Here is a 19,627-nt window from a genome sequence, read left to right as displayed (position 1 = left end):
ACCTAAGTCAACTGGTTCCCGACGTCCTGTCGGTAAAAACGCTACCCGCTCCCGGATCAAGCAACCATCGCTGCGTCCAGGGCACCTCAGAGCTGCACCTCAGAGCTGCACCTCAGAGCTGTGCCTCAGGGCAGCGTGAGGATCTCCGCCCCGCTCTCCGTCACCACCAGCGTGTGCTCGAACTGCGCGGTCCGCTTCCTGTCCTTGGTGACGACGGTCCAGCCGTCCTCCCACATGTCGTACTCGTGCGTGCCGAGCGTCAGCATCGGCTCGATCGTGAACGTCATGCCGGGCTGGATGGTGGTCGTCGCGTGCGGGCTGTCGTAGTGGGGGACGATCAGTCCGGAGTGGAAGGACGAGTTGATGCCGTGACCGGTGAAGTCACGGACCACGCCGTAGCCGAAGCGCTTGGCGTACGACTCGATGACGCGGCCGATGATGTTGATCTGGCGGCCGGGCCTGACGGCCTTGATGGCGCGGTTGAGGGACTCGCGGGTCCGCTCGACGAGCAGCTTCGACTCCTCGTCGACGTCGCCGACGAGATAGGTGGCGTTGTTGTCGCCGTGCACGCCGCCGATGTACGCCGTGACGTCGAGGTTGATGATGTCGCCGTCGTTGAGGACGGTGGAGTCGGGGATCCCGTGGCAGATGACCTCGTTGACCGAGCTGCACAGCGACTTCGGGAAGCCGCGGTAGCCCAGCGTGGAGGGGTAGGCGCCGTGGTCGCACATGTACTCGTGCGCGACACGGTCCAGCTCATCGGTGGTGACACCGGGTGCGATGTGCTTCGCGGCCTCTTCCATGGCGCGGGCGGCGATGCGGCCCGCGGTGCGCATCAGCTCGATGGTCTCGGGGGTCTGCACCTCGGGCCCCGTGTACGGGGTGGGGGCGGGTTTTCCCACGTACTCCGGGCGCCTGATGTTGCCGGGTACGGAACGGATGGGGGAGAGCTCCCCTGGAACGAGCAGTGACTGGCCAGACATACCAGCGAGTCTAGCCAGCCGTCGTGGGGCAGCATGGCGTCAGAGAGCGGGACCGGACCGGGGACGAGAACCGGAAACGAGAACCGGGGACGAGAGGAGCGGCGGTCATGGCACTGTTCAAGAAGCGGACGGTCGGCAAGCCGGGCGAGTGGTACTACTGCCTGGAGCACCGGACGGTGGAGGAAGGCCCCGAGTGTCCCGGCAAGGACCGGATGGGGCCCTATGGCTCGCGTGCGGACGCGGAGCACGCGATGCGGACGGCCGCGGAGCGGAATCTTGAGTGGGAGAACGACCCTCGCTGGCATGACGCGGCCCCGCGAAGCGACGAGGGGTAGCGGCGGGTCTCGGCACCGGCCGCGTCACCACCGCATCGGCGGCGGTGCCGTCAGCTGATCGGCGAGGCGTGAGAGCCGGTCACGGAAGCGGCGGCGCCCGCGCGTCGCGGGCAGCGCGTTCTCCCCGGCCGCCGCGCTCACCAGGTGCTGCACCGTGTCCAGGTCGAGCTCGGACCCCACGGGCGCCGCCAGCGCCTCGTGCGACAGAGCGCTCAGGTCGCGGTCCCCGGAGCCGAGCGCCAGCACCGTCGCCCCGGCCCGCCGCGCGTCATGCACGCGCGTGAGCAGCTCCGCGTCCGGCGCGCCCGGCGCCACGACCAGCAGCGTCTCGCCGCGCCGCACGGCCTCGATCCGGCCGAGCCCGGTCGACAGGTGCGCGGGGTCCGAGGCGAGGACCCGGTGCCGTACGAGCGTAGGTGTCAGCTCCGGCGTGCCCGACCAGGCCGCCTCGTCCACCAGGTGCGCGGTCAGATGCCAGGGTTCGTACGCCCGCGTGCCCACAAGCAGCAGCCCGCCGCCGTGCGGCACCACGGACGAACGCAGGGCCCCCGCGAAGCGGCGCGTGGCCCCGAGCCACTCGGTCCCTGCGAGCACTTCGCGCAGCAGCGCCACCCGTACGGCGTCCATGGCGCCGCATCCTGCCCGAACGTGCCAATCGACACCGGGAGTTCACCCGGATTTCCCCCTGGGTGGGGAAGGGCGAAGGATGACTTATGAGACGTCTGTTCCCTTCCGCGCGGGCCGCGAGGGATACGCGAGCTTCCGCATACCGGCCGTCGTCACCACCGCCGCCCCCGGCTCCACCGCCCCCGGCACCGTCCTCGCCTTCTGCGAGGGCCGCGTCGGATCACAGGAGGACTTCGGCAACATCGACATCGTCCTCAAGCGCTCCGCCGACGGCGGCCGCACCTGGGGCCCGCTCCAGATCGTCGGCAAGAACGGCTCCGACCTCGCGGGCAACCCCGCCCCCGTCGTCCTGGACAGCGGCCGGATCCTCCTCGTCCACGTCAGGAACGCCGCCGCGGCCACCGAGGACGCCATCCGCCGCGGCAAGGTCTCCGCGGCCGCCGGACGGCGCGTGTGGGTGCGGCACAGCGACGACGACGGCCTCACCTGGTCCGCCCCGCGCGAGATCACCGGCTCGGTGAAGAAGCCGGGCTGGCGGTGGTACGCGACCACACCCGGGCACGCCGTCCAGCTGACCGGCGGCCGCGTCGTCGTCCCCGCCAACCACTCGCTGCCGCCCACCGGCACCGACAACGGCACCGAGGGCAAGTACAACGGCGGCCACTGCCTGCTCAGCGACGACTCCGGCGCCACCTGGCGCATCGGCTACATCGACGACAACGTCAACGGCTACATCAACGTGAACGAGACCACCGCCGCCGAACTCCCCGACGGCCGCCTCTACTTCAACACCCGCAACGACTCCCCGGCACCGGGCAACCGCGCCGACGCCCACTCGCGCGACGGCGGCCGGAGCCTCGTCCGGCCCTTCCGCCCGCAGGCGTCCCTCACCGGCCCCGTCGTCGAGGGCAGCGTCCTGCAGCTGCGCGACCCCGACCTGCTCCTCTTCTCCGGCCCCGCCGACCCGGGCTTCCGCGCCCTGATGACCGTGCGCCGCAGCACCGACGGCGGCACCACCTGGCAGCCCGTCCACACGGTCGACGGACTCCCGGCCGCCTACTCCGATCTCGTACGCCTCGACGAGCAGAGCGTCGGGCTCCTCTACGAGACGGGGGACTTCAGCGCGTACGAGACGATCACCTTCCGGCGGATCCCGTTGGGGGAACTTCTGCAACCGCCTAAGGTCGCCCCATGACCTCTACAGACAGTGCGCAGAACACCTCCGCAGACGCCCCCGCCAAGGCCCCCGCCAAGGACCCCTGGGAGCTGCCCGACGTGTCCGGGCTCGTCGTCGGTGTCCTCGGCGGCACCGGCGACCAGGGCCGCGGCCTCGCCTACCGCCTGGCCCGCGCCGGACAGAAGGTGATCATCGGCTCCCGTGCGGCGGAGCGGGCCGTGGCCGCCGCCGACGAGCTGGGTCTCGGCGTCGAGGGCGCCGAGAACGCGGAGTGCGCGCGGCGCAGCGACATCGTGATCGTCGCCGTGCCGTGGGAGGGCCACGGCAAGACCCTCGAATCCCTGCGCGAGGAGCTGAGCGGCAAGCTCGTCATCGACTGCGTCAACCCGCTCGGCTTCGACAAGAAGGGCGCGTACGCACTCAAGCCCGAGGAGGGCAGCGCCGCCGAGCAGGCCGCCGCCCTGCTGCCCGACTCCCGGGTCACGGCCGCCTTCCACCATCTGTCGGCCGTGCTGCTCCAGGACCCCGACGTCGAGGAGATCGACACCGACGTCATGGTCCTCGGCGAGAAGCGCGCCGACACGGACGTGGTGCAGGCGCTCGCCGCCCGCATCCCCGGCATGCGCGGCGTCTTCGCGGGCCGGCTGCGCAACGCCCACCAGGTGGAGTCCCTCGTCGCCAACCTGATCTCCGTCAACCGCCGCTACAAGGCGCACGCGGGGCTCCGGGTCACCGACGTGTAGGGCGGGCCAGGACGGGCCAGGACGGTCGAGGGCGTGCGCGGGCGGGCGTGGGCATGGGGGACACTGGACGGGTACGTCACAGACGCTTCACCCGGACAGGAGCCGACCCCCATGCCCCGCCTCGCTCTGTACGCCCTCGTGGTCTGCGCGCTCGCCGTCGCCGCCGCCGTGATCTCCTTCGCGCAGGGCAGCTGGCTCGGCATCGTGTGGGTGCTGCTCGCGGGCCTCTCGTCGAACATGGCGTGGTTCTACCTGCGGCGCGCCAAGATGCGGCGGGACGCGGGGCGCGACGGGGCCGTGCCTACGAGCTGAGCGCCGGCGGGGCCTCCTGCGAGCCGTCCCAGAAGCGGTACAGGTCCCGGCCCCAGTAGCTGTCCCAGTCGCTGACGCCGAGGGCGCGCAGGACCGCGTCGATCGCGTCGAAGAACGCGTGGTTGACCTCCGGGATCCACAGCACCGCGAAGACCGCAAGCAGCCCGAACGGCGCGAACGGCTCCACCTGGCGGCGGATCTTGTGGGAGAGCCAGGGCTCGATCACGCCGTAGCCGTCCAGGCCCGGGACCGGCAGGAAGTTCAGGATCGCCGCGGTCACCTGGAGCAGGGCGAGGAACGCGAGCGCGTAGCGGAACGCGGGCGGCACGCCGTCCAGCGCGTCCAGCCAGAACGGCGCCGTGCAGACCACCGCGAACAGCACGTTCGTCAGGGGGCCCGCCGCCGAGATCATGCTGTGTTTCCAGCGGCCCCGGATCCGGCCCCGCTCGATGAAGACCGCGCCGCCGGGCAGCCCGATACCGCCCATGATCACGAACAGTACGGGCAGCACGATGCTGAGCAGGGCGTGCGTGTACTTCAGCGGGTTCAGGGTCAGATAGCCCTTCGCGCCGATCGTGATGTCGCCGCTGTGCAGGGCGGTGCGGGCGTGCGCGTACTCGTGCAGGCAGAGTGAGACGATCCAGGCGCCCGTCACGAAGAAGAAGACGGCGAGGCCGGGAAAGTCCGCGAAGCCGCTCCAGGTGGCCCAGCCGGAGACCGCCGTGACGGCGGCGATCCCGAGAAACACGGGACTGATCCGCCGGTCGCTGCCGCGGAGGGGGGCGGTGGTCATGGGTCTCCTGGGGTGCTTGTGCCGCGGGTCGTGCGGGTTGTACGGAGTGTGCGGTGTGCCCGACCGTAGTGGGCGTATGCCGGGAACGTCTCGCACGTGCCGCCGAGTTCCGGAGAGTAGGGGAGCTTCACCGGCTTTGCTCCCGGTCGGCCGGGGGCCGGGCGGGGCGTTCGCGTCGGGAGCGGGGACAATGGGGCGGTGCGTTACCGCGTTCTGGGGCCGGCCCGAGCTGTCCGTCCCGATGGGAGCCCCGTTCCCGTCGGCGGCGCACGCCTCCGCGCCCTGCTTGCGGCGCTCGCCCTGCGGGCGGGCCGCGCGGTGCCCGCGCCGGTCCTGGTCGACGACGTATGGGCCGCCGAGCCGCCCGCCGACGCGGCCGGCGCCCTGCAGGCGCTGGTCGGCCGGCTCCGCAGAATCCTCGGGGCGGACGCCGTCGTCTCGGTGGACGGCGGCTACCGGCTCCGCGCGGGCCCCGACGACATAGACGTGTTCCGCTTCGACCGGCTCACGGGCGAGGGCAGCCGCGCCCTCGCCGACGGCGACCCGGCGAAGGCGGCCGCCCTGCTGGACGACGCGCTCGCCCTGTGGGGCGGTGAGCCTCTCGCCGACCTGCCGGACCGCACGGCGGACGCCGCCCGCTGGCATGCGCGCCGCCTCGACGCCCGCCGCGCCGGACTGACCGCGGCCCTCGCCCTGGGGCAGGCGGAACAGTCCCTGCCCGAACTGACCGCGCTCTGCGACACCCACCCCCTCGACGAGCCGCTGCAGGCCCTGCGGCTGCGCGCGCTGCGGGACGCCGGCCGCCCGGCGGAGGCGCTCGCCGCGTACGAAGGCGTACGACGCGACATCGCGGACCGGCTCGGGACCGACCCGGGGGAGGAACTGCGCGCCCTGCACGAGGAGCTGCTGCGCGTGCCGCCGGACGGGCGGGTGCCCCGCGTACGCGGCAACCTCCGCGCCCGCCTCACCTCCTTCGTCGGGCGCGAGGCCGACATCGACGCGCTGCGGGGCGACCTCGCGCGGACCCGGCTCGTCACGCTGCTCGGACCCGGCGGCGCCGGGAAGACGCGGCTCTCGCAGGAGGCCGCCGAGAGCGTCGGCACGGGCTTCCCGGACGGCGTGTGGCTGGCCGAACTCGCCCCCGTCGAGGGCCCCGACGACGTACCCGAAGCCGTGCTCACCGCGCTCGGCGCCCGCGAGACCGTGCTGCGCGGCGCGGGCGCCGAGGAGATGCGCGCCATGTCGGAGCGGCACGGCGAGGACCCCCTCGTCCGTCTCGTCGAACACTGCGCCGCCCGCCGCATGCTGGTCATCCTCGACAACTGCGAACACGTCGTGGAGGCCGCCGCCCGCCTCGCCGACGAACTCCTCGCCCGCTGCCCGGACCTGACGGTCCTCGCCACCAGCCGCGAACCCCTCAACGTGCCGGGCGAACTGCTCCGCCCCGTCGAGCCGCTGCCCGAACCGGTCGCCGTGCGCCTGCTCGCCGAACGCGGAGCCGCCGCGAGGCCGGGGTTCAGCGTCGACGACGACCCGGCAGCCGCGGCCGAGATCTGCCGGCGCCTCGACGGCCTGCCGCTCGCCATCGAACTGGCCGCCGCCCGTCTGCGGATGCTCACCCCGCGCCAGATAGCCGACCGCCTCGACGACCGCTTCCGGCTGCTCACCAACGGTGCCCGCACGGTCCTGCCCCGCCAGCAGACCCTGCGGGCCGTCGTCGACTGGTCCTGGGACCTGCTCGACGGACCCGAACGCGCCGTCCTGCGGCGCCTCTCCGTCTTCGCGGGCGGCTGCGACCTCGCGGCGGCGGAAGCCGTCTGCGCGGGCAGGGACAGCTCTTCGTACGACATAGCCGACTCGCTCGGCTCTCTGGTCGACAAGTCCCTCGTCGTCGCCGCCCCGTCACCCGTGACCGGCGCGGGCATGCGCTACCGGCTCCTTGAAACCGTCGCCGAGTACGCGGCCGAACGGCTCGACGAGGCCGGGGACCGGCCCGGGGCCGAGCGCGCGCACCTCGTGCACTACCGCGAGACCGCCAGGACCACCGACCCCCAACTGCGCGGGCACGGACAGCTCACCGCCGTCGCACGCCTCGAAGTCGAGTACGAGAACCTGCGCACCGCCCTGCGGCACGCCGTGGCCGCCAAGGACGAACAGGAAGCGCTCTGCCTCGTCCTGTCCCTGTGCTGGTTCTGGGAGATCCGCGGCCTGCGCCTGGAGACCCGCGCCTGGTCCCGCGACGTCATGGCCCTCGGCCCCGACCCCTTCACCCCGCCCGTCGCCCCCGTGCCACCGCTGTACGAGGCGTGCACCGCCGCACCTCCGCCGATGCGACCCGACGTCCTCGAAGAGGCGCGCCGCGGAGTGCGCCTGCTCGATCTCGCCTGCATGGACATGGACATGGAGGCGTGGCAGACGGGTCAGGGCGAGGAGCGGCTGCGCGGCATCAGGAACGCCTACCGCCCCGGCCTCCCGCAGACCTGCCGCATGCCGGGCAGCCTCTGGTTCTTCGCCGTGATGCTCGGCGGCGACGCGGACCTGCTGCGCGCCACCCTCGACGAGACCGTCCGCACCTGCCGTGACCTCGGCTACGCCTGGGAGCTGGCCTCGGCCCTGCAGATGCGCGCCAACGTCCTCGCCCACCACGCCGACTGGGCGGGGGAGGCGAGCCGCGACGCGGACGAGGCGCTGCGGGGCTTCGAGCGGCTCGGTGACGCGTGGGGCATCGCCGAGGCGCTCTCCGCGCGCGGCGAGTCACGGGAGCGGTGCGGCGAGTTCGCCCTCGCCGCCGAGGACTTCGAGGCCGCCGTCACCTACGCCGAACGGCTCGGCGCCCAGAGCCAGGTGGCCGTGCTCAAGGCCCGCCTCGGCTCGGTCCTGACGGAATCGCCGGACGGCTTCGACCGGGGCGAGGCGATCCTCCGCGACGTCCTCGCGGGCAGCGGCCGCGCGCACACCGGCGAGGCCGTGCCCGCCGCCCGGCTCTTCCTCATCGGAGTGCTCGGCCGCACCGGCCGCCTCGACGAGGCGAGCGAGCACGTCCGGCGGCTGCGCGAGGAGTTCACCGTGGTGGGCTACGTGGTCTTCGACAGCTTCGTACTCGGTCTCCAGGCCTGGCTCGACACGCTGGACGGCCGATGCGCCGATGGCCTCATCGCCGCGCGCGCCGCCATCGAGGAATCCCGCGCGCCCCTGTCATTGGTGGTCGCGCCGCAGGGCGTCGCCGTCCAGCTGCGGATCGCGGCACGCGCCCTGGCCGGATTCGACGGCGGCAGCCGCGCGCAGGACGCCGCCCGGCTCCTCGCGGTCGCCGAACGCGAACATCCCGCGGGCCACTTCCCCAACGCGATGGAGCGGGAGATCCACGAGGACGCCGCCCGGCTCGCCCGCGCCGCGCTCGGCGACGCCGCGTACGAGGCCGCGTACGCCGAGGGCGGCGGCCTCACTCTCGACGAGGCCGCCGCCCTGTGCACCGTATGAACCGGCTGTATCCGTACGAACCCAGCTGAATCCGTATGAACCCGGTGGTCAGCTCTTGGTGCGGAACTTGTGGATCGCGATCGGCGCCATCACCAGCGTGAGCACCACCGACCAGCCGACCGTCACCCACACGTCGTGCGCGACGGGACCGCCGACCATCAGGCCGCGCGCGGAGTCCGCGAGCGAGGAGAGCGGGTTGTAATCGGTGAAGCCCTGGAGCCAGCCCGGCATGGACTGCGTCGGCGCGAAGATCGACGAGCCGAACTGCAGCGGCATCAGGACCAGGAAGCCCATCGCCTGCACCGACTGGGCGCTCTTCATCGAGACACCGAGGACCAGGAAGATCCACATGATGGACGTGCCGAAGAGCGCGGAGAGGCCCACAGCGGCGAACAGGCCGCCCCAGTTCGTGATGTCGAAGCCCACGAGGACACCGACGATCATCATGATCGTCGTCGCGATGAGCAGCCGCATCACCTCCACCACGATCTTGGCGAAGAGGACCGAGCCCTGGCCGATCGGCAGGGTCCGGAAGCGGTCCATGATGCCGTTCTGGAAGTCCTGGTTGAAGCCGGTGCCGACCGCCATGGCGATGTTCATGCTCATCATCGCCATCATGCCCGGGACCACGTACTGCACGTACTGGTCCTGACCGCCGCCGAGCGCCTGCCCGATCGAGCCGCCGAAGACGTACACGAACAGGAGTGTGAAGACGATCGGCATCAGGACCGCGTCGAACATCGACTCCGGGTCCTGGCGGATCCACAGCAGATTGCGGCGGACCAGCGCGCTGGTGTGACGCACGTGGCCGCGCAGGCCGATGCGGGCGTCGTCCTTCTGCCCCTTGGCGAGGGGCGGCGTGAGAGTGGTGCTGCTCATACGGCAACCTCCTCGAGTTCGGGGCGGACGTCCTGCGGGGCGCTCGCCTTCTGGCCGGTGATGGAGAGGAACACCTCGTCCAGGCTGGGCAGTTCGGTGGCTATCGAGCCGATCGTGATGCCGCGCGCGGTGACCGCGCCGACCACGGCCGTCAGCTGCTCGTCGCTGAGGATCGGCACCAGGACCGTGCCGGACTCGATGTCCACCGTCGACGTGGCGAGGCCGGTCAGACCCAGGTCGTCCAGGGCGTTTGCCAGCGGGCGCAGCTCCAGCGGGTCGGCCGGGCGGACCCGCAGCGTGCGGCCGCCGACCTTCGCCTTCAGCTCGTCGATGCCGCCACTGGCGATGACCTTGCCGCGGTCTATGACCGTCAGCTCGGACGCCAGCTGCTCGGCCTCCTCCATGTACTGCGTGGTGAGCAGCACGGTGACGCCGTCGCCGACCATGCGCTTGACCTCGGCCCACACCTCGTTGCGGGTACGGGGGTCGAGGCCGGTCGTCGGCTCGTCCAGATAGAGGACGGCCGGGCTGCCGATCATCGACGCGGCCAGGTCGAGGCGGCGGCGCATACCGCCGGAGTACGTGTTGGCGGGGCGCTTGGCGGCCTCCGTGAGGGAGAACCGCTCCAGCAGGCCGTCGGCCCGGGACCTGGCCTCCTTGCGGGACAGGTCGAGCAGGCGCCCGATCATGTACAGGTTCTCGCGGCCCGAGAGCTTCTCGTCCACCGAGGCGTACTGGCCGGTCAGGCCTATCACCCGGCGGAGCTGGCGGGGCTGGCGGACCACGTCGTAACCGGCGACGAAGGCGGTGCCCGCGTCCGGGGTGATCAGGGTGGACAGACAGCGCACGAGGGTGGTCTTGCCGGCGCCGTTGGGTCCGAGCACGCCGAGGACGGTGCCCTCGCGTACGTTCAGGTCCACGCCGTCCAGTGCCTTGGTCTCGCCGTAGTGCTTGACCAGTCCCCTTACGGTGACCGCGCTCCCTGCGCCGCCGGGGTTCTTGTCGATTCGCTTCATGGGGTAGACAGTGCCATCCGCCACCGACAAACCACCGACATCCCACCGACAGCCCTGACATCCCGCCTCCGGCGGGCTCTCTCTCCGGCTACGCCCGGCCGCCACCCGATGCGGGGTAACCGGCGGGCGGGTGTGAGAGAACCCGCCGCGAAGCGGCGCGACAGGCGGGCGAACCGGCCGACAGCCGAAGCCCGCCCGACGCCCAGGGGCGAGAAAGGGGCAGCCCGCCGACGGGGGAAGATCGACGGGCTGCCATGGTGCCGCATTGGTCCATATACCGCCTGGCTAGGGCACCGTCACGGTTCAAGCGCCGCCCCGGCCAGGGCACCGTCACGGTTCATGCGCCGCGAGGCAGAGGCGCCGCCCCGGCCAGGGCACCGACACGGTTCATGCGCCGCCCCGGCCAGCGCACCGTCACCGCCCAAGCGCCGCCAGGCAGAGGCGCCGCCCGGGCAGAGCGACGTCACGGTTCAAGCGCCGCCCCGGCCAGGGCACCGTCACCGCCTAAGCGCCGCCAGGCAGAGGCGCCGCCGCCCCGGCCAGGGCACCGTCACCGCCCAAGCGCCGCCAGGCAGAGGCGCCGCCCCGGCCAGGGCACCGTCACCGCCCAAGCGCCGCCAGGCAAAGGCGCCGCCCAGGCAGAGCGACGTCGCCGCCCAAGCGCCACCGGCAAACGCCGGCTACCGAACCGCATGCTCCTCCGCCGGAAACCCCCCGCCCACCACATCGTCCGCGAACGCCTTCGCCGCGTTCGTCATGACGCCCCGCAGGTCCGCGTACTGCTTGACGAAGCGCGGCATCTTGCCTCCGGTGAGGCCCAGCATGTCCGTCCAGACGAGGACCTGCGCGTCGCACTCGGCGCCCGCGCCGATGCCGACGGTCGGGATGTGGAGGGAGCGGGTGACCTCGGCGGCCAGTTCCGCGGGGACCAGTTCGAGGACGACGGCGAAGGCGCCGGCGTCCTGCGCGGCCTTGGCGTCGTTCAGCAACCGCTGGGCCGCCTCCTCGCCGCGGCCCTGCACGCGGTAGCCCATCGTGTTCACGGACTGCGGGGTCAGACCGAGGTGGGACATGACGGGGATGCCGGACTGGACCAGGAGTTCGGTCTGGGCCAGCGAACGCTCGCCGCCCTCCAGCTTCACCGCGCCGACGCCCGCGTCCTTCACCAGGCGGGTCGCCGAGCGCAGCGCCTGCACGGCGCCTTCCTGGTACGAGCCGAACGGCAGGTCGCCGACGATCAGGGCACGGCTCGTGCCCCGTACGACCGCCGCCGACAGCATGGTCATCTCGTCGAGGGTGACGGGCACGGTCGTCTCGTACCCGAGGTGGCAGTTGCCCGCCGAGTCGCCGACGAGCATGACGGGAATGCCCGCCTCGTCGAAGACGGACGCGGTCATCGCGTCGTAGGCGGTGAGCATCGGCCATTTCTCGCCGCGCTCCTTGGCGGCGGTGATGTCACGCACAGTGATGCGCCGTGTGCCCTTGCCGCCGTACAGCGCCTTGCTGCTGTCGGGGCTTCGCTGGGCGTCGGCGCTCTTCTGGGCAGCCGGAAGCTGCGTCATCGCAACGGCTCCTTCTGTCATCTCGAGGCGCCCTGACGGCGTCCCCGGATCACTCCCATGGTGGCACCAGGTACCGCCCGGAGGCTAGTGGCCCTCCAGGACGAGCCACCCAGCAGTCGAGCAGCCGAGCAGTCGAGGAGCCGAGCAGCCGGCAGCCGGGTAAAGAAATTACAATACGAGACGGTCTCGTATCGAAATGGGCCTACGCTGGATCACATGTCAACTCCCGCCATACCCACCCCTCCCCGCATCCCGGAAGCCGTGCACCGGCGCCGCTGGGCGATCCTCGGCGTGCTGATGCTGAGCCTGCTGATCGTCGTACTCGACAACTCCATCCTGAACGTCGCCATCAAGACGATCTCCACCCCGGAACCGACCGGCATCGGCGCGACCCAGGGCGAGCTGGAGTGGGCGATCAACGCCTATACGCTCGTCTTCGCGGGGCTGCTCTTCACCGCGGGCCTGCTCGGCGACCGGCTCGGCCGCAAGAAGGTCCTGCTCGCGGGGCTCGTCGTCTTCGGCATCGGCTCGGCGTTCGCCGCGCAGTCCGGCTCGCCCGTCGAGCTCATCTCGTTCCGCGCGCTGATGGGCCTCGGCGCGGCCTTCGTCATGCCGGCCACGCTCGCCGTCCTGATGAACGTCTTCGAACGCGACGAGCAGCCCAAGGCCATCGGCATCTGGGCGGGCGGTGTCGGCCTCGCCATCGCGATCGGCCCCATCACCGGCGGCGTGCTGCTCGACCACTTCTGGTGGGGCTCGGTCTTCCTCATCAACGTACCGATCGTGATCATCGCGGTCGCCCTGATGGTCTGGCTGGTGCCCGACTCGCGCGATCCCAGGCCCGGGCGCATCGACCTCGTCGGCGTCGCGCTCTCCGTCGTCGGCCTCGTCCTGCTCGTCTACGGCATCATCAAGGGCGGACAGCTCGCCGACTTCACCGACCCGGCCGTCCTCGGCACCGTTCTCGCGGGCCTCGCCGTCCTCGTCGCCTTCGTGCTGTACGAGAAGCGCTGCGACCACCCGTCCGTCGACATCTCGTACTTCAAGAACCGGGTCTTCTCGGCGGCGATCAGCGCCATCGCGCTCGTCTTCTTCGCGCTGATGGGCGTGACCTTCTTCTCGGTCTTCTACACCCAGAGCGTGCGGGGCTACTCGCCGCTGCAGACCGGCCTGCTGATGCTGCCGCTGGCCGCGGCCCAGCTCATCTTCGCGCCGCGCGCCCGCCTGGTCGTCGACCGTTTCGGCGTACGGGCCGTGTGCACCGGCGGCCTGCTCCTGGTGATGGCGACGCTGGCGTCCTTCACGACCCTCGACGCCGATACGCCGATCTGGATCCTGGAGGTCATCTTCTTCCTGATGGGCACCGGCATGGCGCACATCATGACGCCCACCAGCGTCGTGATCATGCAGGCCCTGCCGCGCGAGAAGGCCGGTTCCGCCTCCGCGCTCAGCAACACCTTCCGGCAGGTCGGCGGCGCGCTCGGCATCGCGGTCCTCGGCTCGGTGCTGTCCACCGCGTACCGCAACGGCGTCGAGGACAAGCTGACCCTGCTCCCCGAGAGCGCCCGGCACACCGCGGGCGAGTCCATCGAGGCCACCCTCGGCGTCGCCGCGAAGCTCGGCCCCCGGGGCGAGCCCCTGGTGGCCGCCGCCAACGACTCGTTCCTGCACGCCATGCACGTCACGGCCCTGTGGGGCGCGGGCGTCGCCGTGATCGGCTCGGTGGTCGTCTTCCTGTTCCTGCCGGGACGTACGCCGCCGGAGGCGGGCCCTGAGGAGAAGGAGGCCGAGCCGGTGGGCGCCGCCGGGCGCTGAGGGACAATCGGCCCGGCAGCCGGTCCGCCGGCCGGCGCGGAGACAGACGGGACGGAGACGACGTGGTCCACATCGCCAAGGGGCGCGCGCACGCCGCGAACGGGGTGCCGCTCGCCAAGGGCGGCCGGGGCCGCCCCCGCAGCGAGGCCGTGGAGCAGGCCATCATCGACGGCGTGGTGCGGCTCCTTGAGGACGGCGTGCCGCTCACCGAACTCTCCATCGAGCGGATCGCCCGGACCGCCGGCGTCGGCAAGGCCACCATCTACCGGCGCTGGGACGGCAAGGAAGCCCTCTTCGTCGATGTCCTGCGCGTCTTCGAGGAGCCCGACCCGGAGCTGCCCGGCACCTCGATGCGCGACGACCTCGTCTGCCTCCTGGAGGGGCTGCGGCGGCGCGGCCTGAACATGCGCTCCTCGGCGATGCTGCACAACGTCTTCGCGCAGATGAAGGCGCTGCCCAAGCTGTGGGAGGCCTACCACGCCACGGTCGTGGACCCCCGCCGCCGCCTCACCTACGACGTGCTGCGGCGGGGCGTCGCGGGCGGTGAGCTGCGCGGGGACGTCGACATCGAGATGGCGAACGACCTCCTCGTCGGGCCGATGCTGCTGCGCACGATCATGCGGCCCGACGCCCCGCTCGGCGACGACCTGCCCGAGCGGATCGTCGACACCGTGCTCGAAGGGCTGCGCCCCGCGGACAGAATCTGACCTATATGGCCTCTAGCGTGTGTGCTCCTGACCGACGGAAGAGCACGCAACAGCACGCGAAGGCGGAGACCATGACGGACACGACCGTGACGGACGAGAACATGACCGGTGAGCGCGCCGAGTGGCTTGAGGCGCTGGCCAAGCAGCGGCACTTCCTGCGCCTCACCACGCGTGAGCTCACCGACGAGCAGGCCCGCCTGCGGACGACCGCGAGCGAGTTGTGCCTGGGCGGTCTCATCAAGCACGTCACCGCGGTCGAGCGGTTCTGGGCGGACTTCATCCTGCGCGGACCGTCGGCGATGCCGGACTTCACGGCGATGACCGAGGCCGACTGGGCCCGTCGGCAGGACGAGTTCCGCTTGCTGCCCGGCGAGACGCTGGCCGGTGCGCTGGCCGCGTACGAGGAAGCGGCCCGCCGCACCGACGACCTGGTGACCACGCTGCCCGACCTGGGAAGTACGTGGCCGCTGCCCGAGGCCCCGTGGTTCGAGCCGGGCGGGCGGTGGTCGGCCCGCCGGGTGCTGATGCACATCGTCACCGAGACCGCTCAGCACGCGGGCCACGCCGACATCGTCCGCGAGTCCCTGGACGGCGCCAAGAGCATGGGCTAGCGCGGCGGTGCGGCGGTGCGGGGTACGCGCCGCGCGGACGCCGCGCCGTGAGTATGCGCGTTTCGTCACAGCGGGCGCCATGATGGGCTGTTCAGGAACCTGCCGCGCCGCCCCGATCGTCCTGGTGCCTGTACGGCCGTCGTGGACGGCAGGGAGGACACCGTTCATCCCCTAGTGTTTCCAGGGGCGGACCAACGGTGTGCACGGCAGCAGGCAGTGAGGCGACGACGGTATGGCGCAGGCGTATATGACGGAGACGGGCAGCGGCGGCTCGGGGCCCGAGCGTCCCGGGTCCCGGTTCCGGCGCCTGCTCGACGGCTGGCGCGGCGACCCGGGCATCTGGAAGCGCGGGCTGGTCACGGCGGGCGCCGCGGTCCTCATCGCGCTGGTGATGCTCTTCCACGCGCAGATCCCCAACGACATCGGGAACCTCGGCAGCCTGACCGAGACGTTCCTGCCGTGGCTCGGCGTCCTCGTCCCGGTGCTGCTCGTCATCGCCGTGGTCCGCAAGTCCGCCACCGCGCTGATCGCCCTGCTCCTTCCGGTGATCATCTGGCTCAACTCGTTCGGCGGCCTGATCAGCGACAAGTCGGGGACCGGCGGCGACCTCACCGTGGCCACGCACAACGTCAACGCGGAGAACTCCGACCCGACCGGCACCGCCCAGGACGTCGCCGCGTCCGGCGCCGACGTGATCGCCCTTGAGGAACTCACCGCGGACGCCGTCCCCACGTACGAGAAGGCCCTGTCGGGTCTGTACAAGTACCACTCGGTGGAGGGCACCGTCGGTCTGTGGAGCAAGTACCCGCTCGCCGACACCCGGCCCGTCGACATCAAGCTGGGCTGGACCCGCGCGATGCGTACGACGGTCGACACGCCGAAGGGCGAGGTCGCCGTCTACGTCGCCCACCTGCCGTCGGTGCGCGTCAAGCTCGACGCGGGCTTCACCGCCAACCAGCGCGACAACAGCGCCGACGCGCTCGGCGAGGCCATCGCCGACGAGCAGCTCGACAAGGTCGTCCTGCTCGGTGACCTCAACGGCACGATGAACGACCGCGCCCTGAACGCGGTCACCTCCCAGATGCGGTCCACGCAGGGTGCGGCGGGCAACGGCTTCGGCTTCAGCTGGCCCGCGTCGTTCCCGATGGCGCGGATCGACCAGATCATGGTCAAGGGCGTCGAGCCGGTCTCCTCCTGGACGCTCCCGGAGACGGACAGCGACCATCTGCCGATCGCGGCGCGGGTCGACCTGACGTCGTAGGACTTCACGGAATACTGGGTACGCGTGACTTTGTTCCGTACGTAAACTTACGGATTCCCGCTCACCCTCCCGGCCCGCCGTCGGTCACGCCCGGCGCCGGCCCGTCCTCTGCTTCCGTGGAAGGTACTTCTTCATGCCCCTGGCCCTGCTCGCCCTCGCCGTGGGCGCCTTCGGCATCGGCACGACCGAGTTCGTGATGATGGGCCTGCTGCCCAACGTCGCCGACGACCTGCACATATCCATCCCCACCGCCGGACATCTCGTCTCCGCGTACGCGCTCGGCGTCGTCATCGGCGCCCCGCTGCTCGCCGCCGTCACCGCGAAGCTGCCGCGCCGCCGCGTCCTGATCGGCCTGATGGTGCTGTTCGTCGTCGGCAACGCGCTGTCGGCGGTGGCCCCCGACAACGCCTCGCTGCTGGCCGCCCGCTTCCTCAGCGGTCTGCCGCACGGCGCCTTCTTCGGCGTCGGCGCGGTCGTCGCCACCGGGCTCGTCGCCCCCGAGCGCAAGGCCCGCTCGGTCTCCCTGATGTTCCTCGGCCTGACCGTCGCCAACATCGTGGGTGTGCCGGTGGCCACGGCGATGGGGCAGCAGCTCGGCTGGCGCGCCACGTTCCTCGCGGTCAGCGCGATCGGCCTCTTCGCCATCGCCGCGCTCGCCCTTCTCGTCCCCGCCGACCACGGGCACGGTGACGGGGTCGGTCTGCGCGGCGAGCTGCGGGCGCTCGGCAGCGTGCCGGTCTGGCTCGCGCTCGGTACGACCGTCGCGGGCTTCGGAGCGCTCTTCTCGGCGTACAGCTACATCACGCCGATGCTGACGGACGCGGCCGGCTACGCCGAATCCAGCGTGACGTTGCTCCTGGCGCTGTTCGGTGTGGGCGCCACGGCGGGCAACCTCCTCGGCGGTCGCCTCGCCGACCACTCCCTGCGGGGCACGCTCTTCGGCGGCCTCACCGCGCTGGCCGCCGTCCTCGCGCTCTTCCCGCTCCTCATGAGCACCGGCTGGAGCGCGGCGCTCGCGGTCACGCTGCTCGGCATGGCGGCGTTCACCACGGGGTCGCCGCTGCAGCTGATGGTCATGGAGAAGGCGTCGGCGGCCCCGTCCCTGGCCTCCTCCGCCAACCAGGCGGCGTTCAACCTCGCCAACGCGGGCGGTGCCTGGATCGGTGGGCTCGCCCTGGCGGCGGGCTTCGGGGTGACGTCTCCGGCGCTGACGGGCGCGGTCCTCGCGGTGCTCGGCCTCGCCGTGGCCGGGGCGGCCTACGTGGTCGACCGCCGCGGCACGCCGGCGCCGGGCGCCGAACGCCTGGTCGCCTCGGGCACCGCGGGCCACCGGGAGCCCTCCCACCACTGACCGGGCGGGCGCCTCCAGCGCCGGAGAACGGCCCGGGAAGCGGGAACGCCCGCACCCAGTGGTGGGTGCGGGCGCGACAAGGCCGCTCACGTCAGCCCGCGGCGGGCTCGCCGGCGGCCGACTCCCGCCAGCGGTTGGTGATGGGCAGGCGGCGGTCCTTGCCGAAGCCCTTGGCGGAGATCTTCGTGCCCGGCGGGTACTGCCGCCGCTTGTACTCCGCCGTGTCCACCATCCGCAGCGTCTTCGTCACCAGGGCCCGGTCGAAGCCCGCGGCCACGATCGCCTCGGCCCCCTGGTCCCGGTCGACGTAGAGCTCCAGGATCCCGTCGAGGACCGGATAGTCGGGGAGCGAGTCCGTGTCGACCTGGTCGGGCCGGAGCTCCGCGCTCGGCGGCTTGCTGATGGAGTTCTCCGGGATCGGCGGCGTCTGCCCCCGCTCCTGCGCCGCACGGTTGCGCCACCGCGCGAGCCGGAAGATCGACGTCTTGTAGACGTCCTTGATGGGGCCGTACGCGCCCACGGAGTCGCCGTACAGCGTGGAATACCCCACCGCCAGCTCGGACTTGTTGCCCGGCGCCAGCACGATGTGCCCCTCCTGGTTGGAGATCGCCATCAGCATCGTGCCGCGCAGCCGCGACTGGAGGTTCTCCTCGGCGAGCCCGGTGAGACCGAGCGAGCCCATGTACGCGTCGAACATCGGGGCGATCGACACGGTGCGGAAGTTGAGCCCGGTGCGCCGCGCCAGTTCCTCCGCGTCGCCGATGGAGTGCTCGGACGAGTAACGGGACGGCATGGCGACCCCGTACACGTTCCCCGCGCCCAGCGCGTCGCAGGCGATGGCCGCCACCAGCGCCGAGTCGATGCCGCCGGAGAGCCCGATCAGGACGCTGCTGAAACCGTTCTTCGCGGCGTACGCCCGCAGCCCCACGACCAGCGCCGAGTACACCTCCTCGTCGTCGTCGAGCCGCTCGGCGTACCCGCCCGTGAGCTCCGCCTCGTACGCGGGAAGGGGCTCCTCGGAGAGCGTGACGTGCTCGATGCGCAGCCCGTCGTCCACGACGCCCGACGGCGGCACGGGAGCGGCGGCGGGCAGTTCGAGGTCCAGGACCACGCAGCCCTCCGCGAACTGCGGCGCCCGCGCGATGACTTCACCGTCCTGGTCGACGACGATCGAGTCACCGTCGAAGACCAGCTCGTCCTGCCCGCCGATCATCGCGAGGTACGCGGTGGTGCAGCCGGCCTCCTGGGCGCGCTTGCGGACCAGTTCGAGCCGCTGGTCGTCCTTCTTCTGCTCGTACGGCGACGCGTTGATGGAGAGCAGCAGCCCCGCCCCCGCGCTGCGGGTGGCCGGGACGCGGCCGCCGTCCTGCCAGAGGTCCTCGCAGATGGCCAGCGCGACGTCGACGCCGTGCACGCGCACGACCGGCAACGTCTCGCCCGGCACGAAGTAACGGAACTCGTCGAAGACTCCGTAGTTGGGCAGGTGGTGCTTGGAGAAGGTCAGCGCGACCTCGCCCCGGTGCAGCACGGCGCCCGCGTTGCGCGGCGCTCCCGCGGGCTGGCCGAACCGGGGCTTGGCCTCCTCGGTGCGGTCGAGATAGCCGACGACGACCGGCAGCTCGCCGAAGCCCTCGTCGCCCAGCCGGGCGGCGAGCGCGTGCAGCGCGTCCCGCGAGGCCTGGACGAAGGACGACCGCAGGGCGAGGTCCTCGACGGGGTACCCGGTCAGCACCATCTCGGGGAACGCGACGAGATGCGCCCCCTGTTCGGCGGAGTGCCGGGTCCAGTGGACGATCGCCTCGGCGTTCCCGGCGAGATCGCCGACGGTCGAGTCGATCTGGTTCAGGGCGAGACGTAGTTGAGGCACGCGCCCAGTGTAATCGTCAGAGCGACGCGATGCCCGGCGGCCCGGGGTGACGCCCCTCCCGGACGGCGGCGGTCCGGGAGGGGCGGCTTGGCGACTCCGTCCTGGCGG

At 71.8% G+C, this 19,627-nt stretch carries 17 protein-coding genes; 10 read left to right on the top strand and 7 right to left on the bottom strand.

The annotated features are described in order from the left end of the window. Window positions 1-125: 125 nt before the first annotated feature. Window positions 126-983 carry a type I methionyl aminopeptidase gene (gene map, locus ACWDVB_RS11940; RefSeq protein ID WP_451514524.1) on the bottom strand — a complete coding sequence of 286 codons (858 nt, stop codon included), beginning with the start codon at window positions 981-983 and terminating at the stop codon, window positions 126-128. A 107-nt stretch (window positions 984-1,090) separates the two neighbouring features. Between map and ACWDVB_RS11935 the strand changes: the two genes are divergently transcribed. Beyond that, on the top strand, window positions 1,091-1,318 hold the full coding sequence (locus tag ACWDVB_RS11935; RefSeq protein ID WP_451514523.1) for a hypothetical protein: 228 nt from the start codon (window positions 1,091-1,093) through the stop codon (window positions 1,316-1,318). Window positions 1,319-1,342: 24 nt separating this feature from the next. Here the strand turns inward: ACWDVB_RS11935 and ACWDVB_RS11930 are convergent, their stop codons facing one another. Beyond that, window positions 1,343-1,945, bottom strand: coding sequence for a hypothetical protein (locus tag ACWDVB_RS11930; protein ID WP_451514522.1), 603 nt, complete (start codon window positions 1,943-1,945; stop codon window positions 1,343-1,345). 79 nt (window positions 1,946-2,024) lie between these two features. Between ACWDVB_RS11930 and ACWDVB_RS11925 the strand changes: the two genes are divergently transcribed. From ACWDVB_RS11925 to ACWDVB_RS11915, 3 genes are all read left to right on the top strand, one after another. Further along, window positions 2,025-3,140 carry a sialidase family protein gene (locus ACWDVB_RS11925; protein WP_451514521.1) on the top strand — a complete coding sequence of 372 codons (1,116 nt, stop codon included), beginning with the start codon at window positions 2,025-2,027 and terminating at the stop codon, window positions 3,138-3,140. Then, complete coding sequence (gene npdG, locus ACWDVB_RS11920; RefSeq protein ID WP_451514520.1) at window positions 3,137-3,865, top strand: NADPH-dependent F420 reductase; 729 nt, start codon at window positions 3,137-3,139, stop codon at window positions 3,863-3,865. Before ACWDVB_RS11925 ends, npdG begins: the two co-directional genes overlap by 4 nt. A gap of 111 nt (window positions 3,866-3,976) precedes the next feature. Further along, window positions 3,977-4,177, top strand: a complete 201-nt coding sequence (locus tag ACWDVB_RS11915) for a hypothetical protein (protein WP_451514519.1) — start codon at window positions 3,977-3,979, stop codon at window positions 4,175-4,177. Here ACWDVB_RS11915 and ACWDVB_RS11910 read toward each other — a convergent pair. After that, window positions 4,167-4,970, bottom strand: coding sequence for a site-2 protease family protein (locus tag ACWDVB_RS11910; RefSeq protein ID WP_451514518.1), 804 nt, complete (start codon window positions 4,968-4,970; stop codon window positions 4,167-4,169). The genes ACWDVB_RS11915 and ACWDVB_RS11910 overlap by 11 nt on opposite strands. 198 nt (window positions 4,971-5,168) lie before the next feature. Here ACWDVB_RS11910 and ACWDVB_RS11905 point away from each other — a divergent pair, with 198 nt between their 5' ends. Further along, window positions 5,169-8,450 (top strand): ATP-binding protein, encoded by a 3,282-nt coding sequence (locus ACWDVB_RS11905; RefSeq protein WP_451514517.1) that lies wholly within the window; start codon window positions 5,169-5,171, stop codon window positions 8,448-8,450. A 48-nt stretch (window positions 8,451-8,498) separates the two neighbouring features. Here ACWDVB_RS11905 and ACWDVB_RS11900 read toward each other — a convergent pair whose 3' ends face one another. From ACWDVB_RS11900 to panB, 3 genes are all read right to left on the bottom strand, one after another. After that, window positions 8,499-9,329 (bottom strand): ABC transporter permease, encoded by an 831-nt coding sequence (locus ACWDVB_RS11900; protein ID WP_451514516.1) that lies wholly within the window; start codon window positions 9,327-9,329, stop codon window positions 8,499-8,501. Next, window positions 9,326-10,345, bottom strand: a complete 1,020-nt coding sequence (locus tag ACWDVB_RS11895; protein WP_451514515.1) for an ATP-binding cassette domain-containing protein — start codon at window positions 10,343-10,345, stop codon at window positions 9,326-9,328. The genes ACWDVB_RS11900 and ACWDVB_RS11895 overlap by 4 nt, the downstream gene beginning before the upstream one ends. A gap of 680 nt (window positions 10,346-11,025) precedes the next feature. Next, window positions 11,026-11,907 (bottom strand): 3-methyl-2-oxobutanoate hydroxymethyltransferase, encoded by an 882-nt coding sequence (panB, locus tag ACWDVB_RS11890; RefSeq protein WP_451514514.1) that lies wholly within the window; start codon window positions 11,905-11,907, stop codon window positions 11,026-11,028. Between the two features lie 216 nt (window positions 11,908-12,123). Here panB and ACWDVB_RS11885 point away from each other — a divergent pair, with 216 nt between their 5' ends. The 5 genes from ACWDVB_RS11885 to ACWDVB_RS11865 all read left to right on the top strand — a co-directional run bounded on the left by ACWDVB_RS11885 (window position 12,124) and on the right by ACWDVB_RS11865 (window position 17,652). Then, window positions 12,124-13,722, top strand: a complete 1,599-nt coding sequence (locus ACWDVB_RS11885) for an MFS transporter (protein WP_451514513.1) — start codon at window positions 12,124-12,126, stop codon at window positions 13,720-13,722. Between the two features lie 71 nt (window positions 13,723-13,793). Then, on the top strand, window positions 13,794-14,429 hold the full coding sequence (locus ACWDVB_RS11880; protein WP_451514622.1) for a TetR/AcrR family transcriptional regulator: 636 nt from the start codon (window positions 13,794-13,796) through the stop codon (window positions 14,427-14,429). Window positions 14,430-14,500: 71 nt separating this feature from the next. Beyond that, the gene (locus ACWDVB_RS11875; RefSeq protein WP_451514512.1) at window positions 14,501-15,040 is read left to right on the top strand and encodes a DinB family protein; all 540 of its coding nucleotides are present in this window, start codon (window positions 14,501-14,503) and stop codon (window positions 15,038-15,040) included. 232 nt (window positions 15,041-15,272) lie between these two features. Continuing rightward, window positions 15,273-16,301, top strand: coding sequence for an endonuclease/exonuclease/phosphatase family protein (locus ACWDVB_RS11870; protein ID WP_451514511.1), 1,029 nt, complete (start codon window positions 15,273-15,275; stop codon window positions 16,299-16,301). A gap of 133 nt (window positions 16,302-16,434) precedes the next feature. Beyond that, window positions 16,435-17,652, top strand: coding sequence for an MFS transporter (locus ACWDVB_RS11865; protein WP_451514510.1), 1,218 nt, complete (start codon window positions 16,435-16,437; stop codon window positions 17,650-17,652). A 91-nt stretch (window positions 17,653-17,743) separates the two neighbouring features. Here ACWDVB_RS11865 and ACWDVB_RS11860 read toward each other — a convergent pair whose 3' ends face one another. Next, window positions 17,744-19,519: an NAD+ synthase gene (locus ACWDVB_RS11860; RefSeq protein ID WP_451514509.1), complete on the bottom strand. Its 1,776-nt coding sequence runs from the start codon at window positions 19,517-19,519 to the stop codon at window positions 17,744-17,746. Window positions 19,520-19,627 lie beyond the last annotated feature (108 nt).

The organism is Streptomyces sp. NPDC003379 (assembly GCF_053589195.1).
Note: the sequence above shows the minus strand (reverse complement) of the source record. Positions and strands in the feature narration are given on the sequence as shown.